At 50.7% G+C, this 18,417-nt stretch carries 12 protein-coding genes and 1 tRNA gene; 8 read left to right on the top strand and 5 right to left on the bottom strand.

Annotated elements, in window-relative coordinates; genetic code table 11:
• Positions 1-203: 203 nt before the first annotated feature.
• Together QEH52_RS02065 and QEH52_RS02070 are read right to left on the bottom strand one after the other, a co-directional pair.
• Complete coding sequence (locus tag QEH52_RS02065) at positions 204-2,060, bottom strand: hypothetical protein (RefSeq protein ID WP_308948303.1); 1,857 nt, start codon at positions 2,058-2,060, stop codon at positions 204-206.
• A 294-nt stretch (positions 2,061-2,354) separates the two neighbouring features.
• Positions 2,355-2,439 (bottom strand) — tRNA-Tyr (locus QEH52_RS02070).
• Positions 2,440-2,594: 155 nt separating this feature from the next.
• Between QEH52_RS02070 and QEH52_RS02075 the strand changes: the two genes are divergently transcribed.
• Positions 2,595-4,376: a chloride channel protein gene (locus QEH52_RS02075; protein WP_308948304.1), complete on the top strand. Its 1,782-nt coding sequence runs from the start codon at positions 2,595-2,597 to the stop codon at positions 4,374-4,376.
• Here the strand turns inward: QEH52_RS02075 and QEH52_RS02080 are convergent.
• Both QEH52_RS02080 and QEH52_RS02085 read right to left on the bottom strand, forming a co-directional pair.
• Positions 4,373-5,206 (bottom strand): hypothetical protein, encoded by an 834-nt coding sequence (locus QEH52_RS02080; RefSeq protein ID WP_308948305.1) that lies wholly within the window; start codon positions 5,204-5,206, stop codon positions 4,373-4,375. The two genes, QEH52_RS02075 and QEH52_RS02080, sit on opposite strands and share 4 nt — an antisense overlap.
• 38 nt (positions 5,207-5,244) lie before the next feature.
• Complete coding sequence (locus QEH52_RS02085) at positions 5,245-6,201, bottom strand: prepilin peptidase (RefSeq protein ID WP_308948306.1); 957 nt, start codon at positions 6,199-6,201, stop codon at positions 5,245-5,247.
• A gap of 124 nt (positions 6,202-6,325) precedes the next feature.
• Here QEH52_RS02085 and QEH52_RS02090 point away from each other — a divergent pair, with 124 nt between their 5' ends.
• From QEH52_RS02090 to QEH52_RS02120, 7 genes are all read left to right on the top strand, one after another.
• Positions 6,326-6,787 carry an acetolactate synthase gene (locus QEH52_RS02090; protein WP_308948308.1) on the top strand — a complete coding sequence of 154 codons (462 nt, stop codon included), beginning with the start codon at positions 6,326-6,328 and terminating at the stop codon, positions 6,785-6,787.
• A gap of 62 nt (positions 6,788-6,849) precedes the next feature.
• Positions 6,850-7,524, top strand: coding sequence for a TetR/AcrR family transcriptional regulator (locus QEH52_RS02095; protein WP_308948309.1), 675 nt, complete (start codon positions 6,850-6,852; stop codon positions 7,522-7,524).
• A 245-nt stretch (positions 7,525-7,769) separates the two neighbouring features.
• The gene (locus tag QEH52_RS02100; RefSeq protein WP_308948311.1) at positions 7,770-8,264 is read left to right on the top strand and encodes an EF-hand domain-containing protein; all 495 of its coding nucleotides are present in this window, start codon (positions 7,770-7,772) and stop codon (positions 8,262-8,264) included.
• A gap of 214 nt (positions 8,265-8,478) precedes the next feature.
• Positions 8,479-10,107: an ABC-F family ATP-binding cassette domain-containing protein gene (locus tag QEH52_RS02105; protein WP_308948313.1), complete on the top strand. Its 1,629-nt coding sequence runs from the start codon at positions 8,479-8,481 to the stop codon at positions 10,105-10,107.
• A 199-nt stretch (positions 10,108-10,306) separates the two neighbouring features.
• Complete coding sequence (locus QEH52_RS02110) at positions 10,307-11,437, top strand: hybrid sensor histidine kinase/response regulator (protein ID WP_308948314.1); 1,131 nt, start codon at positions 10,307-10,309, stop codon at positions 11,435-11,437.
• A 93-nt stretch (positions 11,438-11,530) separates the two neighbouring features.
• Entirely contained in the window at positions 11,531-14,995 is a 3,465-nt protein-coding gene (locus tag QEH52_RS02115; protein ID WP_308948315.1) for a sensor histidine kinase, read from the top strand.
• The gene (locus QEH52_RS02120; protein ID WP_308948316.1) at positions 14,992-17,532 is read left to right on the top strand and encodes a TonB-dependent receptor; all 2,541 of its coding nucleotides are present in this window, start codon (positions 14,992-14,994) and stop codon (positions 17,530-17,532) included. Before QEH52_RS02115 ends, QEH52_RS02120 begins: the two co-directional genes overlap by 4 nt.
• Before the next feature lie 48 nt (positions 17,533-17,580).
• Here the strand turns inward: QEH52_RS02120 and QEH52_RS02125 are convergent, their stop codons facing one another.
• The gene (locus tag QEH52_RS02125) at positions 17,581-18,381 is read right to left on the bottom strand and encodes a LamG-like jellyroll fold domain-containing protein (protein WP_308948317.1); all 801 of its coding nucleotides are present in this window, start codon (positions 18,379-18,381) and stop codon (positions 17,581-17,583) included.
• Positions 18,382-18,417: the final 36 nt, after the last annotated feature.

Below are 18,417 nucleotides of genomic sequence, written 5' to 3' on the forward strand. Positions count from 1 at the left end.
GCGACCATCAAACGAGAGCGACAGCTTAAGAAGTGGTCGCGAGCAAAGAAGGTCGCGCTTATTCGCGGTGATTTTGAAAAATTGAAAACACTGAGCAAATCACGAAAGACTTGACCACAATCGTTCCAAAAGTGTTCGTAATCGAATCCCTCCTTCTCCGCCATTCGACACGCTACGCTTGCTCATGGCAGGCCAAAAGATGGCTACAAGGAGTCTATTAATGCGGATTTCTGCGCCTCACTCAGATCAATCTGTTGTAGCTTCTCAACGATGTAAGCAGAACTACGACGAGCGGACCACCCTTTCAAAATTTGCTGACTGAGCTTTGCTACCTGCGCTTGATCTTTGACTCGGAAAGCTGCCAATAGAGCAAGATCAGGGGTCGAATACGCGATGCGCTTAGCAAGCGATTGATAAGTCGCATCAAGTGACGCAGGCGCAGTCACTTCTTCGATATAAGTCATCGCACCTTCAGGGTCTTCTTGAAACAGGCTGGGAAGCACGCCTTGGCGAACCGACGCTTGAAACTCTGGGTTCTCAATTGCTTCGACAAATTCAATCGCACCAAGGGCGTCATTTTCGCCAAGGGCACGTATCGCCCGTCGTTGCAGTTCTTGATTAAATTGAACATCATCGGGATTCGCGGCCTGCTGTTCGACCAGCCAATTCCATGCAGCCTCTGGATTCTGACCGAACCACTCATCGACCACGCCCTCAAGAGCCTTCTTTTGTAATCCTTCATCCTGAATTTGAGCAGCGAATTCGAGCGACTTATCTGCTCCGTATTTGGCCAACTGCGTAGCGATCTGATGCACGCCATCGCTAAATGTCATCTCACTTTGATTTTTGAGAAAAAGTTCAGCAGCGTCGCTGGGAGCGGAGTAACTAATTGAACTGATATACTGGTTTAGAAAAGCCGAGCGAAACTCAGAAGACTCTAAAGCTGCGTAGGTTTGTTCAAATGCGCCTGCATCACGAACCCGCCACGCCAGCGAATTAAAAAAACGATTGTGATCTTCGGGGCGAATCTCCTGCTCTAATACTTCGACAATTGTTTCAGGCGCATCCACGACGGATTGCGCATACAGAAATTCAGTGAGTCCGGCTCGGGCTGCAGGCGAAGCATACTTTTTAATAAAAGCGATCGATTGCTCCAACGGAGCGCCACGTGGATCGTAGGCGAGCGTATTCAATGCGTTATCTTTCTCCTCCGAGGGCCCGCTTTGAGCGAAAAGCTCATCGGCCTTAGAGAAATCACCATTCTTCAAAATTTGTACATATAAAACCTGCTGGGCTTGAAGCGCCAACTCGTCGCCCGCCATACCAGCTGCGATCGCCTCGGCACGCTCGAAATCCTCTTCAGCGATGGCAAGCAATGCACCCAAGCGAGCGTCATTTTGACGTAAAACAGGAAAACGTTCGTCGATGATATCAAAAACTCTGTCCGGTTGCTCCTTCGCTATCAGTAAAGCAATGTCTACATAGCGAAACTGCTCAAAAATAGCAAGATCGCCATCGAGTGTCAGGTCCAGCACTCGATCCGGTGAAAACTCCATCATCATCTCAGCAAAGACCGCCTGATAAGCGATTTTCCGGTGCCAGTAGGAATGCATAGCTTGCACCCTCTTTAACGCGCTCAATGGCTCTCGAACTGCCATTACCCGTAGTGCTTCGGTCAAAATAGCATCACGATAGGGTGCGTGTAAATCGCCATTTGATTCCGCCCAAGCATACAGACCAACAGGATCCTGATCAGCCAAATAACGAATCAAAGCATCAAATTTAAGCCGTTCTCGCCCACGCAGCGAGTTTTGTTCTGCAAGTGTCTGCAAGACATCAAGCTGTTCGCGATAATTAACAGGCAGTTCCTCCGCATACAGAACTTCGAGCATTTGTCGGCGTAGGGATTGTTCATCTCCCACGGGATGTTGCGCCTCAGCCGCCTCGCCGATAGACGCGGATACGATTTCGGCGGACTCCACGGAGACCAGCTCAGAAACAAAGCTCGAATGCAGCCACCAGCCAACACCACAGCCCAGCAACAGAAGCATTGCTCTCATAAAAAGCTGCAACCCGCTACGATAGAACGGGGTCGAAGGTGAAACCTGATAACTCATTTAGCTAGATACTGCCTCCTATAGCGCTCTTTAGTTTGTTCATTCGAGAGTGCCCAATCCAAAGCAGACTCCATATCGTCCTGCATCCATACAGGAAAATAATTAAGACAAAATGAATAACGCTCCATTAAATAGAAACATGAAGAATACACATGTTTCTGGTCAAGTATAATCCCGAGCGCCTACAGTTAGTAGACCGACACTAAAAAAGGCCGCCCTTGCGGACGGCCTTTAAAGTGGTGGTGAGAGCCGGATTCGAACCAGCGAACTCAAAGAGAACAGATTTACAGTCTGCGTGCTTTAGCCACTTGCATATCTCACCAAAAGTGAAGAAGTGGTGGACTGTAGGACTAAGTTTCACTTTGCCAAGTATTTTTTTTAAAAATTTTCTGTGCATCGAGCAAAGACTTTTATAGACCTAGAAAATGCTGTGCAGCCATACCCTGCACAGCTTTTTCTTTTTAAATATTAAGTCCGATGCCACGCGAATCATTTAGCCTGAATAATCTTCCGAATTGGATGCGGGGTCGTTTTAACGACGGCCAGCGCTTTTTGATGCTATGCATCTGCGCAGGGGTCCTCTGTGGCTTGGTGGGGGTAAGCTTCCACTTGGCGATTACTTTTGTATTTGAGAATATGTTCACCTTGTATGAGGGATTGGGATTCTGGACGATTCCTGCGATGATTTTGTCGCCGGCGCTGGCGGGCCTGATTGTGGGCTTAATGATTCGCTACGTATCTCCGACTGCAAGCGGCTCGGGGATTCCACAAACAAAGGCGGCCTATTACCAAAATTTTGGTATCATCAAAACGCCTGAAGCCTTTTGGCGCTTCATCATAGGCACCATCTCTGTTGGTTTTGGTAACAGTTTGGGCCGCGAGGGTCCAACCGTACACATTTGTAGTGCCATCTCCTCGAAGTTGGGCCGTGTTTTCGGCTTAGGAAAACTGCGCATTCAATCCATGGTACCCGTAGGCATGGGCGCGGGCATTTCGGCAGCTTTCAATGCGCCGATCTCTGCCATTACTTTTGTATTTGAGGAGCTATTTGATAATAATTTCAGTAGCAAGGCGCTGGGCGGCATTCTGATTGCAGTGGTGGTCGCAGCTGTGGTGGAGCGTAGTTTACTTGGAGAGCACAGTGCATTACATGCGACCCGTGAGGTGTTTGAAACATCTTGGTGGATGCTGGTGTGCTTGGCGATCGGCCCCGCTGCGGGACTCTTAGGCCATGTATTTGTCTCTCTACTACTCGGCCTGCGCGGGTATTTTAAACAATCCACTCACTTTCCAGCCTGGGCACGCCCAGCTCTAGGGGGCTTAAGTGTGGGCCTAATCGGCGTGACTGTCTGGCAGTTTAGCAGTGGTCATAATGGCGTATTTAGTATCGGCTACGACGATCTCAATTCCGCACTGCACGGCCACCTGGTATGGCAGGCGCTGCTGCTGCTACTCATTGGCAAATTACTCGCCACTGCAATCTGCTACGCCTCGGGTGCCAGTGGCGGCATTTTTGCGCCGGTATTATTTATCGGCAGTATGCTGGGTGGCCTCTTCGGCGTGCTCATGGTCAAGTTTCTAGGTGTGGATCAATCGGTGGCCGCAGCAACTGCGCTGCTGGGAACGGGCGCATTTTTCGCGGCCGTCATTCGCTGCCCGCTCACCTCAGTGCTCATCATTTTCGAGATGACACAAAACTACTCACTGATCCTACCCTTGATGATCGGCAACTTGATCGCCTACATCATCGCTGGCAAGCTACGCAGCATCCCAGTCTACGATGCCCTACTCTTACAGGATGGCATCAGCCTCAAGAAACTGCCCGCTTATCGCGGCGATCGCGACTGGCGAAATTTGCCCGTCAGCACGATAATGACGCACGACTGCCGCAGCACACTGGGCGAACTCAACGCAGCGGACAATCTAGAGCGTATTGCCAAAGACGGGCACAAGCACCACGCCTACACCATCGTATCCAGCGACAACCAACAACAGTTACTAGGAATGATTACGCATCATGAACTAGAAGAATTACAAGCGGCCAACGATACCCGCTCGATCGCAGAATGGGTAGAAGGACACTCGATTATCGAAATACACCCCGACGATTCGATCCGCGATGCAGCGAATACTCTGGTGATACGCGACGTCATGCAAGCCCCTGTGGTGAGTCGTAAAGATACCCGCAAATTACTGGGTATCGTCACACTACACGACATCGCACGCCAACAAAACGCGATTGAAGACTCCTTAGCTTAAGCGATGATCTGCATGCCACGCACGAGTTCGCGCGCAAATCCTGTCAACTCGTCTGCATAACGATCGCAGAAGGTGATCAAGTTCTTGCGATCCAAAGCTTGAGCATCGACTAATAAACGGAAGCCAAGCTCGTGGGCATCGTAAGACTCGCCAGCCATCAGCATACACATTTCAGCCACATCGAACTGCGTTTGCTGACTGTAGCTGCCAATAACTGCCAGCCGTTTACACCACTCCCGCAACTCGGAAGAGCTATCGAAAGTCAACATCTGGCTCAATGCCGCCGACACACAGAGTAAGACTCGCATCTGCCGATTATTCCGTGATTTTGGCTTTTGATGCCAATACTTACGGTAGCCTTCCAAAAAATAGGGCGTCTCAATAAATTGATAAAAATCAGCCTCACGTTCGGCAAGTGGGGCCAAGTTTGGCTGTGCCGGTCGGAAGCCCGCGATATTGCGCTCGGCGAGCCAAGTGCGCAAGGGCCCGTATTTCTCGGGCGTAATTAAAGACTGCATGAGTCGATGCCTCGCAGCGCTCTCTCGAATCGACTCAGGCAATAAGTCCAAGATTGCCGCGCGTAGCTTAAGCACTGCTCGGGGATGGTCCATTCGCGCATTGATGCGTGACTGGATCGAGCGCTCTTCCTGCGCCGTAGGGCTAGATTCCTCGTAGAGCTCGCAGCACCAGCGCTCGGTGTCACTTAGCATATCATTTCCCTGAGTAAACTCGCGAATCCCTGACCAATGCTGCGAGGCACGTGCACCCGCAATCTCCCACGATAGGCAGTAGGCCATCGCTGTCACCAGAAATGCATCGGATTCTCTCATACTTTATTATGACTCAGGTTCAAGGCCACGTCCATCGCTCAAGGCATAAAGAAATAACTCGCAAACTCGGCAAAGTAGGCGTCCACGTAAGCGTCAAAGCCTAAAAAGTAAATCAGCGCCGCGGCTGCTAGCATCGGCCCGAAGGGCACCTGCGCTCCAAACTGCACCTCTTCCGCCTCATCGCCCTCGGCTCCCCTAGCTCCCTCGGCCGAAGCAGCTTCCGCAGCTTCCGTGCCCGAAGCCCGCGCTTTGCCACCAGCTCCGAAGAGACGCCCCAACAATAGGCAGGGCAACAAGATCACAGAGCCCACCAACGCACCGCCAAACATGGAGAAGACAGCACCCTGCCAGCCGCAAAAAGCGCCCACAAAACCTACAAATTTAACATCGCCCTCGCCCATCGCAGGCTTGCGGAAGACAATCTCTCCCAGCACGGCAATCCAATAGACCAGTCCAGCGCCCACCAGAGCCCCCACGATCGAACTCACCCCTGACTGAATATTACTCACAATGGGTAAACCATCTACGCCATGAAGCGCAGGAAAAATAAAGGAAAGGATCACGCTAATCACCATTCCTCCAATCGAGAAACGATCGGGAATGATCATGTGATCGAGATCAATAAAGGTCGCACAAATCAAAAAAGACACAAAGAACATGCCGAGTAAGGCCACCAAAGGCGAATAGATCAGCCACACCCACAGAAAAAGCACCGCCGTCAGCAACTCAATCGCGGGATAGCGTATACTGAAAGGTGCCCCGCAGCAACTGGCCTTCCCGCGCAGAATCAACCAGGTAAAAATCGGAATATTATGGTAAAACGGGATCGGTCGGCCACACGCGCAGGTAGAGCCCGGAAAAATAATCGAGCGGCCCGCTGGTATACGGTAGATACATACATTAAGGAAACTCCCTGTCAGCGCTCCAAAAATCGCTGCCAATGTGGCGAAAAACCATGGAAAATCCTCATTAATAAATTCAAAAGTCTCGAACATAAGCGGGCCGTCAGCACATCAAGGGGTGAAAACACTTAGGCAAGCGACATCTAGGCCACGTGGAAAGCTTAACCTTAAAAAAAATACGTGCAAGTTCGCGCAGACTCCCTAAGCTGCCTGCAGTATGCCAGCAGAAGTAATGCGTAGACCGGGCGGTTTCCAGCCGGTCATTCAATTTTCGATCCACGCCGACAACAAAGTCGGGCGGCTCAATGAAATCATCGGGCTCCTCTCTGTCCATGAAGTGCACATCATCGCGCTCTCAGTGCTTGATACGACCGACAGCTCAATCATACGGATTATCGTCGATTACCCAATCGAAGCGCAGAAGCTCTTGATTGAACACCAGTTCTCTTATGTGCAAAGTGAACTCATCGCCGTCGAACTGACCAGCGAAGAACAAATAAAAACAGTCACCTGCGCACTGGTGCAGGCGGAAATTAACATCCACTATATTTACCCCTTTCTGGTGCGCCCTCACGGTCGCTATGGCTTAGCGATCAGCTTAGAGGATAATGAACTCGCCGCCGAAACACTCACTCGTAGCCAGCTGACTGTCATTGGCCAGGACGATATCGCACGCTAAATTTCATATTCGAGGCCCGCTAGGCTTGCCGCCCTTCCGAAAAGACTTCTATATTGGCGATCATGCCACGTACCCGCTCACGTCCCAAAACCGAAGAAAAGTTTCAAAACGCAGTTTTGAAGCTTGTCGCGGACGCAGGCTGCAGTGCCCTCGGGATCAACGCAGTCGCCAACCTGGCCGGCGCCGATAAAGTATTAATTTATCGTTACTTCGGAAATTTCAACGGGCTGCTACAGCTGGTCGCCGAGAGCCGCCAATGGCTGCCCTCGGCCGACGAGTTGTTCCACTCCCTCCCCTTCAATTCGCCGGAGCGTTGCGAGCCCTTAGCAGTGTTGCATAAGATTTCAGATCATCTGGTGCAACACGTCCAAGCTGACAAGTGCACCCATCAATTGGTGCGTTGGCGGCGCACCCGAGCTTGTCCGCTTTGTCTGCGATTCTCCGAAGAATGGCATCAACTGTGGAAAGAGCTCTCCACACAACTCGCGACACACAGCAGCACATCGAACACGCAACAACGCCAGCAATGGTCACACGCCTGCACTCTGCTCGCATTTACAGTGGAAGCCCAATTGTGTGACGAGCCGCTAGACCACGACTGCCTAGAGACCCTCGCGTATGGACTCGAAAGCCTGGATCAACTGCCGGAGCTAGAAAATTTGCAAAAGCTAAATACGCAGGAAGATGTACGACCGCCACAGCTCATGGAAGAAAGCCTTCCCACTAATTTGCTCTAACTTCAGCTCTAACTCTAGCTTTAGCTTTAGCTTTAGCTTTAGCTTTAGCTTTAGCTTTAGCTTTAGCTTTTAGGGTGAATAATAGCAGGGGCTGCACAATTCAAGCGCCTCAAAATCCTGGCTCAGACAAACAATCAAGCTAGGCGTCTAAATTACACTTCGCTGAAACTTTCATTCAATAGGTCTCGATAGTTAAATCAAGCAGCACGTTCCGCTGCGAAATTAACACCAAAATATTACAGATCATGAATACTAAGTCACTCATTCTCCTCGTTCTCTCTTCCTCACTTATCGGCATCACTGCCCAAGCAAAGCCCGAAGGCGAACCACGCGACAACCCAGGTAAGCGCCCCAGTCCACAAGAACTCTTCCAGCGCTTAGACGCCGACGAAAACGGCACCCTTTCGCTAGAAGAAGTTAAAGGCCCCCTCGCTGAGCAATTTGATAAAATTGATGCGGATGGCGACGGCGAACTCACCAAGAAGGAACTAATCGCCGCCAACAAAGATCGTCGTCAGGCTGGCAAAGATAAAGGTCCTCAGCGCCGCGGACAAAACATCAAAGCAGCAGACACCAACGAAGATGGCTCCATCTCTAAGGCAGAAGCCACCGAAGCCGGACTCGAGCGCCTGCTAGAGCACTTCGACGAAATCGATGCCGACGGCGATGGTGAAATCACACGCGAGGAAATGAAGGCCATGGCCAAAGGCAAACGCCAAGGCCCCCCAGAGGACGAGTAAAACTCGCCTTTACATCCACAGATAATTTCGTCTCAGCCCGAGAGCTCAAAAGCTCTCGGGCTTTTTCTTTGCATTTCGCTCGATGCCTTGTTTCATTCCCGCCTTTTATCAAATACGTATGCGTGAAGTGGAAATAGCAGTCACTCAAGCATTTCACTTCACAGACTACAGATAAATCCTAATACTCTTAATCGGCGTCCAGCGCCGCCAGGTCATGATCACAATCAATCAAGTCTCCCACAACTTCGGCAAGAAGGTTCTCTTTAATGGTATCAACTGCGTCATCAATGCGCATGACCGGATCGCCCTCGTCGGCTCCAACGGCTCCGGTAAGACTACACTACTGCGCATGCTCATGGGCGAGCTCGACTGCGATAGTGGTAATATTGAGAAGGCAAGCTATGTCAGCGTCGGCTACCTACCCCAAGATGGTATTTCTGTATCCGGAAAAACACTTTTTAAAGAAGCCGAGAGCGCCTTTGGCGACATTCTAGAATTGCAAAAAAATCTAGAAAAAGCGGAAGAAGAAATGCTCGAAATGGACACCTCGACCGATGAGTATTACGACTTGATCGATCTGATGGGCGAATGGGAGCAACAACTTGAAGACCACGAACCTGCAAAAATGAAGTCGCGCATCGAACGCATTCTGCTGGGTATGGGCTTCAAAAATAGCGACTTTGAGCGTGACACCGGTGAGTTCTCCGGGGGTTGGCAAATGCGCATCGCACTAGCCAAACTACTCTTGCAGAACCCGTCTCTAATTATTTTGGACGAACCGACCAATCACTTGGATATCGTCTCGCAGCACTGGGTGGAGCAATATTTAAAACATTATCAAGGTGCCCTGATCGTAATCTCTCACGACCGTGCCTTTCTCGACGAAGTCACTAACCGCACCCTCGAACTAAAGTTAGGCAGCCTCACCAGCTACAAGGGTAACTACAGCTACTACCAGTCCGAGAGCGACAAGCGCCTCGAAACCCTGCGTAAGGCTCACGCTAACCAGCAAAAAGAGATCAAAGAGATCAAAGACTGGATCAACCGTTTCCGCTCCAATGTGAAAAAGGCTAGCATGGTACAAAGCCGTATTAAAGCACTGGAGAAAATGGAGTTGATCCAGATCCCACGCGACGAAAAGAAAATGTTCTTCCGCTTTCCTAAAGCGCCCCCAGCCAGCGCCAAAGTCATCACAATTAAAAACCTGCACAAGGCCTACGGAGATAATGTTATCTTTGACGGCCTCGACCTACGCATCGACAAGGGCGATCGCATCGCAGTCGTCGGGGTCAATGGCGCGGGTAAATCCACACTCGCCCGCATCATGGCCGGCACCGAGCCCTATCAAAGCGGCGAAGTGGAAAAAGGCATTAACACCGTACTCGGATACTTTGCACAGTCGCAAGCTGACGAACTCGACCCTAATAATTCTGTATTAGAAGAAGTCGAAAAAGCCGCCATTGGTAACGACGATGCGAACCCGCGTGGCGCACTCGGAGCCTTACTTTTTTCTGGCGACGAAGCGCTCAAAAAGACATCCGTGCTCTCGGGAGGAGAGAAAAATCGCGTCGCATTGGCGAAAATGCTAATGCACCCCGCCAACTGCATGATTTTGGACGAACCGACCAATCACTTGGACATCAAGTCTAAGGAAGTACTGCAAGAAGCCATCAATCTCTATGAAGGCACTGTGATTCTGGTCAGTCACGACCGTGCCTTCCTCGACGGCGTGGTCAACAAAGTGCTGGAAGTTTCCCCCGGCAGCACACGCATGCTCACCTGTAACGTATCCGAATATATAGAACGTTTGGAACAAGAAACGGCAGAGCAGCTGGACCGCTAAGCCATCATTCAGTCCCGCCGAGCACTCGTCAGCCGCGAGTGCTCGCGGCAGCGCTGACACTGAATCCTCCACCACAATTTATAGTTTATACGCATGCAAAGAAGCTCAGTATTTACTATGTGATTTAACCCTTAAAAACTCAGGCTCGCTTTTTAAATAAACTACGTTATCAATTTTCGCTAAACCCTCAATGATTACGATGGAAACACAAGAGCAGCCCAGCATTCCAAAAGTATTAATTGTTGATGATGAGCCACAAAACTTAAGACTGGTAGGTGAGATCTTACGTCGCGCAGAGATCGGCTTCATACTCGCGCTCAATGGCCAAGAAGCCCTTGACGCAGTCGTTACAGAAAAGCCAGATCTAATCCTGCTCGACGTAATGATGCCCCAAATTGACGGCTTTGAGGTATGCGCTCGACTCAAGAAAGATCCCCAGACAGCTGAAATACCAGTGATTTTCCTCAGTGCTGCCACGAGCCCGGCAGAAGTCGTCAGCGGATTTACAGCGGGAGCGGTTGATTACATCAAAAAGCCATTTGTCCGTGAAGAGCTGATGGCACGCGTGCATACCCACTTAAGGTTGAGTGCAACTCAAAGGCAGCTAGACGCCGAATCGAAAGCCAAAGCCGATCTACTAGCACGTCTAGCCCATGATATAAAAAACCCATCGGGTGCCATTAAAGGACTGACTAATTTCATTCTCGAAGAACTCAAAGGCTGTCAACACGAGAACTTGGAAGAGATTCTCTCAATGACTCGATTGATTCAAGACTCAGCCGATGGCATGAGCGACTTAGTCGTCGGCATACTCGACGAAGCACGCTCGCATTCCAGCTCCACTCAGCACACGGTTACAGAGACGATCCAAGTCGCCGAAGTCATCGAATACCTGCTACACCTCAATCACTTAAGCGCAAAAGAAAAAGAGATTCATATCGAGTTCGCAAACAACGCTCCCGCTAAGGTCGCGATTAGTCGGCGCATCCTCGTCGAAATGTTTGATAACCTACTCAATAACGCGATCAAATATTCGGCAGAAGGCACAACGATACACATCCATCTGAGCCCCTCACAGTTCTTCGAGTCTGGAATGCGCTTTGAAGTGATCGACCAAGCCCCCACCATCAACGAAACATTGCGCAAAGGCTTGTTTACCGCCTTTGTTCGAGGCGACTCTCGACACACGCATGAACCTTCCCACGGAGTCGGTCTCTCAATCGTCCAAAGACTCGTCCAGATGCACTCGGGGAAAGTAGGAGTCGAAGCTAGTGAGCGCGGTGAAGGCAACCGATTCTATATCGAATTACCCACCCCCGCCTGCCACTAAAATTACAGCAGTATTCCCACTCAAGTGCATCCACACACGAAGCCTCCTCGATTTCACTCTCATTCGCAGTATTGGCTTTTATTGCTCCTGAGCTTGCTGCTATTCAGCCTCAGCTATGCGAGCGAAGAAGTGACAGCGCTGGAAGATTACCTAGTCAAGAATCTTACCACCGAAGACGGGCTGCCGATGAATCAGCTCAATTATATAGATGTCTCCCAAGAGGGCTTCCTATGGATTGCGTCTTTTGAAGGTCTCATTCGCTACGATGGAGTCGACTTCAAGAGTATTACTCACCACGATTACCCCGAACTACGAGGTGGCGCATTTGATCTAACGATCGATCGTCACAATGGCCTATGGGCCTTCGACACCAACCAGAGGTATCTTTTTCACAGCCGGCAAGGAAAACTGCAGCATTGGGAGACCGATCAACTGACAGAGGTATTAGACTACAACCTCTTCCTTGATTGGGATGGCGAGACTGTTCTACTGGGCAAGCATCGCTTCTATCATGTGATCGACGGCAGCCTCACTGAGTATCCGCTCCCCGGAGTGGAAGGGCGATCCATACACTACGCACTCTTTGCCAACGATAGAAGTCTATGGCTCGCAGATAAAAATTACGGCATGTATCGTATCGTTGACGGGCAAAGTACGCAGATCGATCCCAAAACGTTGGGCTCCAAGTCAGGGCGGATTGTATTACTCGAGCAAGGCATCGGCCAAACAGTCTGGGCAATTTCAGCCGAAAATGACTTACTACACTTTCAGGACGGGAAATGGAGCCTTTATCAAGACCCCGTGCTACAGCAAAGCGGCCACACACGAGCCATGCTAAGCGTAAGCAACGGCACAGTTTGGATCGGCACCCAAAACGGAATGTTTCGTTTCCAAAACGGACAGATCAAAAAACTACCTCGTAGTCAGTATCAAGACGAAGACCACATTTACTCCATCGCACGCACCCCTGATGGAAACATTGCCTACAGCACTTTCAACAACGGAATCAAACTACTGCAAAAACGTGTGTTTCACACACACACACGAGATGGTGCTTTTAAATACGGAGTCGTTCGTAGCATCTGTCCCGAAATAAGTGGGCACAGCTACCTTATCGGCAGTATCGATGGCGTCAGTCGCATAGATTCCAAAAGTGGGCACATTGAAGCCCGATTCCCGGAGCTTCAAGGCATCGACATTACCGACATCGAGATCATCACGCCGGATCAGATCTATTTTTCAAGCTACAGTCACGGCCTCTATGCATACATTGATGGCAAAATGCAGCGCTACACACAAGAAGACGGACTGCCCGCAGATACAATCTACCAAATTCAAAAAATGCCTGACGGGCGGCTGGCACTCGCGACCTACGATGGCTTGGTATTCTTCGACGGCGAGAGCTTTGCCCCCCTGCCCAGCGACGCCAAACTACCATCCAATCTAATCATCTCACTGTTTTTAGATGGCGACACGCTCTGGTTCTCGATGGCTTCCGCAGGAATCTATGCCTACCGCGATGGACAGATCATTCCATGTAGTCAAGGTAGCGAAATCGAAGCGACCACAGTCTTCCACCTGACTAAAGACCTGGATGGAAACCTCTGGGGCGGTTTTAGCGGAGGAATCTTAAAAATTAAAGATGAGCAGCTGGAAATTTTTCAGATGCCTAAGAGCTTTCCCTATATCAATATTTTCCACGTATGGCGCGATGCCAGCGAAGGCCTTTGGATCACAACCAACACGGGCCTCTATCGTGTCAAAATAGCAGACCTAAGCCCCTCCGATTCTTCGCAAGCATTTACCTTTCAAAGTTATTTCAAAGCAGACGGGCTCCCCTCGAATAATATCACCGCACTCTCCGAAGCCTATGCAGAAGGCGGCATATTTTGGGTTCCCTTCAGCGAGGGCGTGCTCGAACTGGACCCCAGCCTGCTCAAAAAAAATCATTATCGTCCCGAACTGTTAATCGATCAAATAGAGGTTAATGGTCTCAACCTAAGCCCAGCGGAACTTGAAGAAAGCACCCCAAAGACATTTGCCCCCGGCCTGCGTCACTTGCGCATCAACTACACCGCTCCTCTCTTTCAAGGCGGCGAGGATCTAAACTTTCGATACCGCCTGCAGGGCTTTGAAGATTGGATAGAAAGCAACCGCCGAGAAGCCGTCTATACCAATTTACCCCCAGGAGACTACACCTTTGAGGTCACCTACGTGCTTGATCGCAGCGACTCCGATAATGAGGCTAAATGGGCACGCTTTCATTTCAAAATCGAACCTTATTTTCATCAAACTGTCTGGTTCTACTTTTTAATCGTCAGTGCTTTTGTAATCGTTGCCTTCATCGCGCACAACAATCGCCTGCGAAGAGCGCAGCGTCAGAATGAACGGCTCGAAATGCTAGTCGACCAGCGCACCCAAGAGCTCAAGCACCAAAGTGAAGAGCTCTTAATGGCTAAAGAGCATGCGGAATCAGCGAACCGTTTAAAGAGTGAATTTACTGCAAATATCAGTCACGAAATTCGCACCCCGATGAACTCAATCATCGGCTTTACCGACATCTTACGCAGCGAAACGCAAGACTCAACGCACAAAGACTACCTCAATACCGTGTACCGCTCTGCGACGATGTTAATGGCCATGTTCAACGATCTACTCGACCTGTCCAAAATCGAAGCCAATAAGCTCACGATGCACCCGCGGCCCTCAGACCTCGTCTTGGAATGCCGCGAAGCACTACAGATGCTCAGCCCCAAGCTGAGTCATAAAGACCTAGCCGTGAGCTTCGAATGCTCCCCCGACTTCCCGCAATGGCTACAAATTGATCCAACACGCTTTCGGCAAGTACTGCTCAACATAATAGGTAATGCCATCAAATTTACCGATTCAGGCGACATCAAGATTCACCTAAAACTACTACAGTCCTCCAAGGCCCATGCGAGTATCTCCTGCCAAATCATGGACACTGGCATCGGCATACCACAGAAGATGCAGAAACGCATCTTCCAAGCATTTGAGCAGGCCAGCCGCGACTTCACACGCAATGAAACAGGCTCCGGCCTAGGCTTAGCGATTTCTCAACGATTGGTCAAAATGATGAACGGCCGAATATACGTGGAAAGCCAAGAGGGCGTCGGCTCCAGCTTCACCATCGAATTGTACAACTTAGAAAGATGTCATCAGCCCAAAGCCGCAGCGACAGTCGCGAAGCCAGTAAATATCAATGCACAGCCCAATGAAGATTTACCGCCTGAAATCGATGCGGCGTGGATACTCGAGATCCTCAACATCGAAGCACTTGGTAAAGAACTATTCGACTCGCTGCTACAGATCATCAAAACCGAACTGATGCCCGCTCTCACTAAAATGGACACGGAGCACCTACAGTCAGTGATCTATAAACTTCAAAGTATTAATCAGTCTAAGAATATTGATAGCCTCGATGCCTTGTGCCACATGATTCGAGAGTATTCTGAACGAATCGACATATCCAAAAGCCGCAGCTTACGCCGCCTACTCGACGAAGCATTGAGCGAAATCCCACAAACTAAAACATGAGTGTCAACGTACGCAGACATCGACTCTACCTATTCTTACTAACAGCGATCTACTTGCACCAAAGCACGGCGAACCCATCAACCAGCTCGAATAATAGCTACCAACAGCTTGAGGAATATGTGGTGAGTTCCCCCATCCCGCACGAGGCCAGCGTATTACCGAACGATCACCCTTTCAGCTCGGTCTATGGCTACGAAAGCGGTATCCTCGACACACCGCGCAATGTCACCGTGATCTCCAGCACACAGCTCGAAGCCATCAGTCTGAAAGATGTGCGCGATTTTACCAAGCTAACCACATCCAGCTACACTGGCTCTAATTTTGGCTCCCCCACGACCCCCAGTATCCGTGGCCAAGCCGCAGACACCCTGCTCAACGGCATGCGCAAAGGTTTGACCAACAATGGTAATGGCCTGCCACTCAACACCAACTCCCTCGAATCCGTCAACATCCTGAAAGGGCCTCCCTCGGTGATGGTGGGCGTTTCGCAATATGTGGGTGGCTATGTCGACTTGCTCACCAAGCGACCAAGTGGATACAACGAAGGCCGCCTCGACCTCACAATCGACAGTGAAGGCATGCGAAAGATCGCGCTCGATCAAAATTTCGCACTCAATGAGTCGAGCAGCCTACGCATCAGCCTCAGCGGTGAAGACAGCACCGACTACTACTGGGACGACTTTCGCCGCCAAACCGCGGCCTTCTACGCAGCCTACGAATGGATCCCGAACGAGCAATACAAGCTAGAATTCATGGCCGATTACTATCAGGCCAACTATACCGAAAACTGGGGCATTAACCGCCCCACACAAGACCTGATCGATCACAATCAATACGTAACTGGCATCGGCAGCAGCGGAGGCTTTGGCGACAGCCTCATCACTACCGGCACCACCGAAATTAATCGCACCGCCCGCTTACATGGCGAAGGCGACGATTCCAATGGCGAGTATCTCTCGCTACAGATGATACATACGCTCAGACCCAGTCCCGAGCTCAGCATTGTCAACAACTCACTCTTTCAATACCGGGACCGCGACATCTACAGCTCCTACGCCTACAATGAAGCGCTGCGTGACAACATACGCTTCGAAAACCGCAGCGAATTTCGTGGCACATTCGACTTCTTCGGCTTCGAGCATCGCTTCAACCTCGGAGCGGCCATCAGTTATCAAGATGTGTGGGCGACCAATGACTACTACCACGAGCCCGCCAATGCCTGGGACCTCGCGAATCAAGGCTACGACGACATAAGTGTCAACGATGCAGGTGTCTTCCTGGATCCTAGCGCGAGCAACTTTCTCAATGCCGTGCCCGTCTACAGCGAGTCCCCACGTGGGCAACTCAGCTTCCTGCCCGGCAGCACCTCAAATAGCTATTTCTTTCCAGGCATAGGAGACGACTATAATACCAATGGCACCAACGACGGCATTCCCGACGGCCAGCCTGACGGTGTCTTTGTATTAGGTAATCAAGACTCCAACGACTCTCAAATCACTGGCATCGGCATCTTCCTACAAGATGAGATTCAGCTAAACCAGCGCGTCTCACTGCTACTCGGCGCACGTCTGGACTATGTGCATGTTGAAACAGCCGATCCGCTCTACGATGACATGATGCGTTACATGAGCGCCTTCTTCCTCCCCGACGAGCTCGCAGCCGCCGGCGTTAAAAAAGGTGAAGATTCACACGAAGATTTCGTGCCCAACTATAACGTCGGACTCGTCTACAAACTGAGCGCTTCACAGCGACTGTATGCCAACTATAACTACAGCGAGTCCATCCCCACCGACCTAGGCGGCGGTATCGCACTCCCCGAGAGCGGCCAGCTCGACCACGAAAGCTTTAATACCGTCAGCGAACTCTATGAACTAGGCTACAAGGCCACCTTTCTCGATGACACCCTCTACTACTCGGCCAACATCTTCCAACAGAGTCGCAATGAGCCGCAATCCATCGGTCCCGACCAAAAAGTCGAAGCCCATGGCTTCGAAAGCGAACTGCATTATCAACCAAGCGAGCGCTTCTTTTTTATTGTCGGATATAGTTATATCGACTCCGTCACCCAGAACGGCGTAGTTTCTTCGCGCGTGCCCATCAGTGACGTAGCTTCCACCGGCGGTAGCTATGATTACAGTACATTCTACGGTTTTTCAGGCTACGATGCCAAAACTCCAGCGGTGCCCACACACATCATCAATGGCTTAATCGCCCACCAGTTTACGGAGCGTTTCTCCAGCACTCTCGGCCTACTGATCACCGCCCCGATGGACCTAAGCTTCAACGTACCCGGCGAATACACTTACAACTCCAATGATACCCCCACTGGCGAACCTCTTCGCAGCGCGGAAATCCCGTGGCAATACTCGCTTGATCTAGGCTTTAAATACGAAACCGAGCACTGGGCACTCGCCCTGCGCATTCTCAATTTAACCGACGCGGAAAACTGGGGTGCCGTCAACAGCATCTACGGCAACGACTCCGTCTACGCCGAACTCCCCCGCCGCTACGAACTAAGCGCCTCACTCAAGTGGTAACAACACAAGAAGCGATACTCTCCGGCCGATAAGGCTCACCTCTTTAAATCAATCTGATACACTGTTCCTGCAAGCATCCATGCTCGAGACCGCGTACATTTCTGCCGGCGTGAATGCACGCCGATAAACAGCTAAGCCCGCAAGCTGTCCTTTGAAGAAATTCCCCATGCAACCACTGCGATCAACGCCGGCAACGGTAAAATCGGATCCTGTCGCACCACCATCATGCAAGCCGCCTGCCATACTGTAGGGATTAAGCCCAGGGCGAGCGTCGAGTAGTCCATTTAGCCAAGCATAGCCCTGAGAGCCGTCGTAGCTCATAGCCACAACCGACCATTCATTACAAGGCACCAACGACTGACCGACTGGGCCGTCAATACAGTATTTATAACCCGGCGTGGGGCCGCCCACATTGGAAAGATGCCCCGTCACTTGATGATGCTGACGCCAAACAGATATATTTAAGAATAAGCCGTACTGACGCCCAAGCTCACTTTCGTTCCACTGCCCTGCAATAAACTCGCAACCTCCATGCTGCGTGGCTTCACGTCGCAACCAGGCCACTACAGTTAATTGACCATTTTCACCGTGAATATCCAGCTCCGGGCATTCGGCACGAGGACATGTCAACCAAGTCCCTTCGGGGATGACAAGTGCCGATCCGCTCAAGGGTGCATTTGAATCCGTCGACACCTCCAGTGGCCCCTCCGATGCGGTCAAAGTATAAGGCTCTCCCTGCACAGCAGTCCACGAACTGCCAGCCTGATTAAACTCCCAATAAGCAACGAGTCCGGGAAAGTCATCCGCTTGGCGGGACATCAAAAAAGAATTTTCAGGGTGTTCCAGCATGCATCGAATCTTCAGGGTTCTTGAAGATTCTCAATT

The organism is Thalassobacterium maritimum (genome assembly GCF_031127805.1).
GTDB lineage: Bacteria > Verrucomicrobiota > Verrucomicrobiia > Opitutales > Coraliomargaritaceae > Thalassobacterium > Thalassobacterium maritimum.

Excerpts from the sequence above, each read along its gene's own strand:
- QEH52_RS02065 (WP_308948303.1), bottom strand. The coding sequence starts at position 2,060 with ATGAGAGCAATGCTTCTGTTGCTGGGCTGTGGTGTTGGCTGGTGGCTG.
- QEH52_RS02075 (WP_308948304.1), top strand. The coding sequence starts at position 2,595 with ATGCCACGCGAATCATTTAGCCTGAATAATCTTCCGAATTGGATGCGG.
- QEH52_RS02080 (WP_308948305.1), bottom strand. The coding sequence starts at position 5,206 with ATGAGAGAATCCGATGCATTTCTGGTGACAGCGATGGCCTACTGCCTA.
- QEH52_RS02085 (WP_308948306.1), bottom strand. The coding sequence starts at position 6,201 with ATGTTCGAGACTTTTGAATTTATTAATGAGGATTTTCCATGGTTTTTC.
- QEH52_RS02090 (WP_308948308.1), top strand. The coding sequence starts at position 6,326 with ATGCCAGCAGAAGTAATGCGTAGACCGGGCGGTTTCCAGCCGGTCATT.
- QEH52_RS02095 (WP_308948309.1), top strand. The coding sequence starts at position 6,850 with ATGCCACGTACCCGCTCACGTCCCAAAACCGAAGAAAAGTTTCAAAAC.
- QEH52_RS02100 (WP_308948311.1), top strand. The coding sequence starts at position 7,770 with ATGAATACTAAGTCACTCATTCTCCTCGTTCTCTCTTCCTCACTTATC.
- QEH52_RS02105 (WP_308948313.1), top strand. The coding sequence starts at position 8,479 with ATGATCACAATCAATCAAGTCTCCCACAACTTCGGCAAGAAGGTTCTC.
- QEH52_RS02110 (WP_308948314.1), top strand. The coding sequence starts at position 10,307 with ATGGAAACACAAGAGCAGCCCAGCATTCCAAAAGTATTAATTGTTGAT.
- QEH52_RS02120 (WP_308948316.1), top strand. The coding sequence starts at position 14,992 with ATGAGTGTCAACGTACGCAGACATCGACTCTACCTATTCTTACTAACA.
- QEH52_RS02125 (WP_308948317.1), bottom strand. The coding sequence starts at position 18,381 with ATGCTGGAACACCCTGAAAATTCTTTTTTGATGTCCCGCCAAGCGGAT.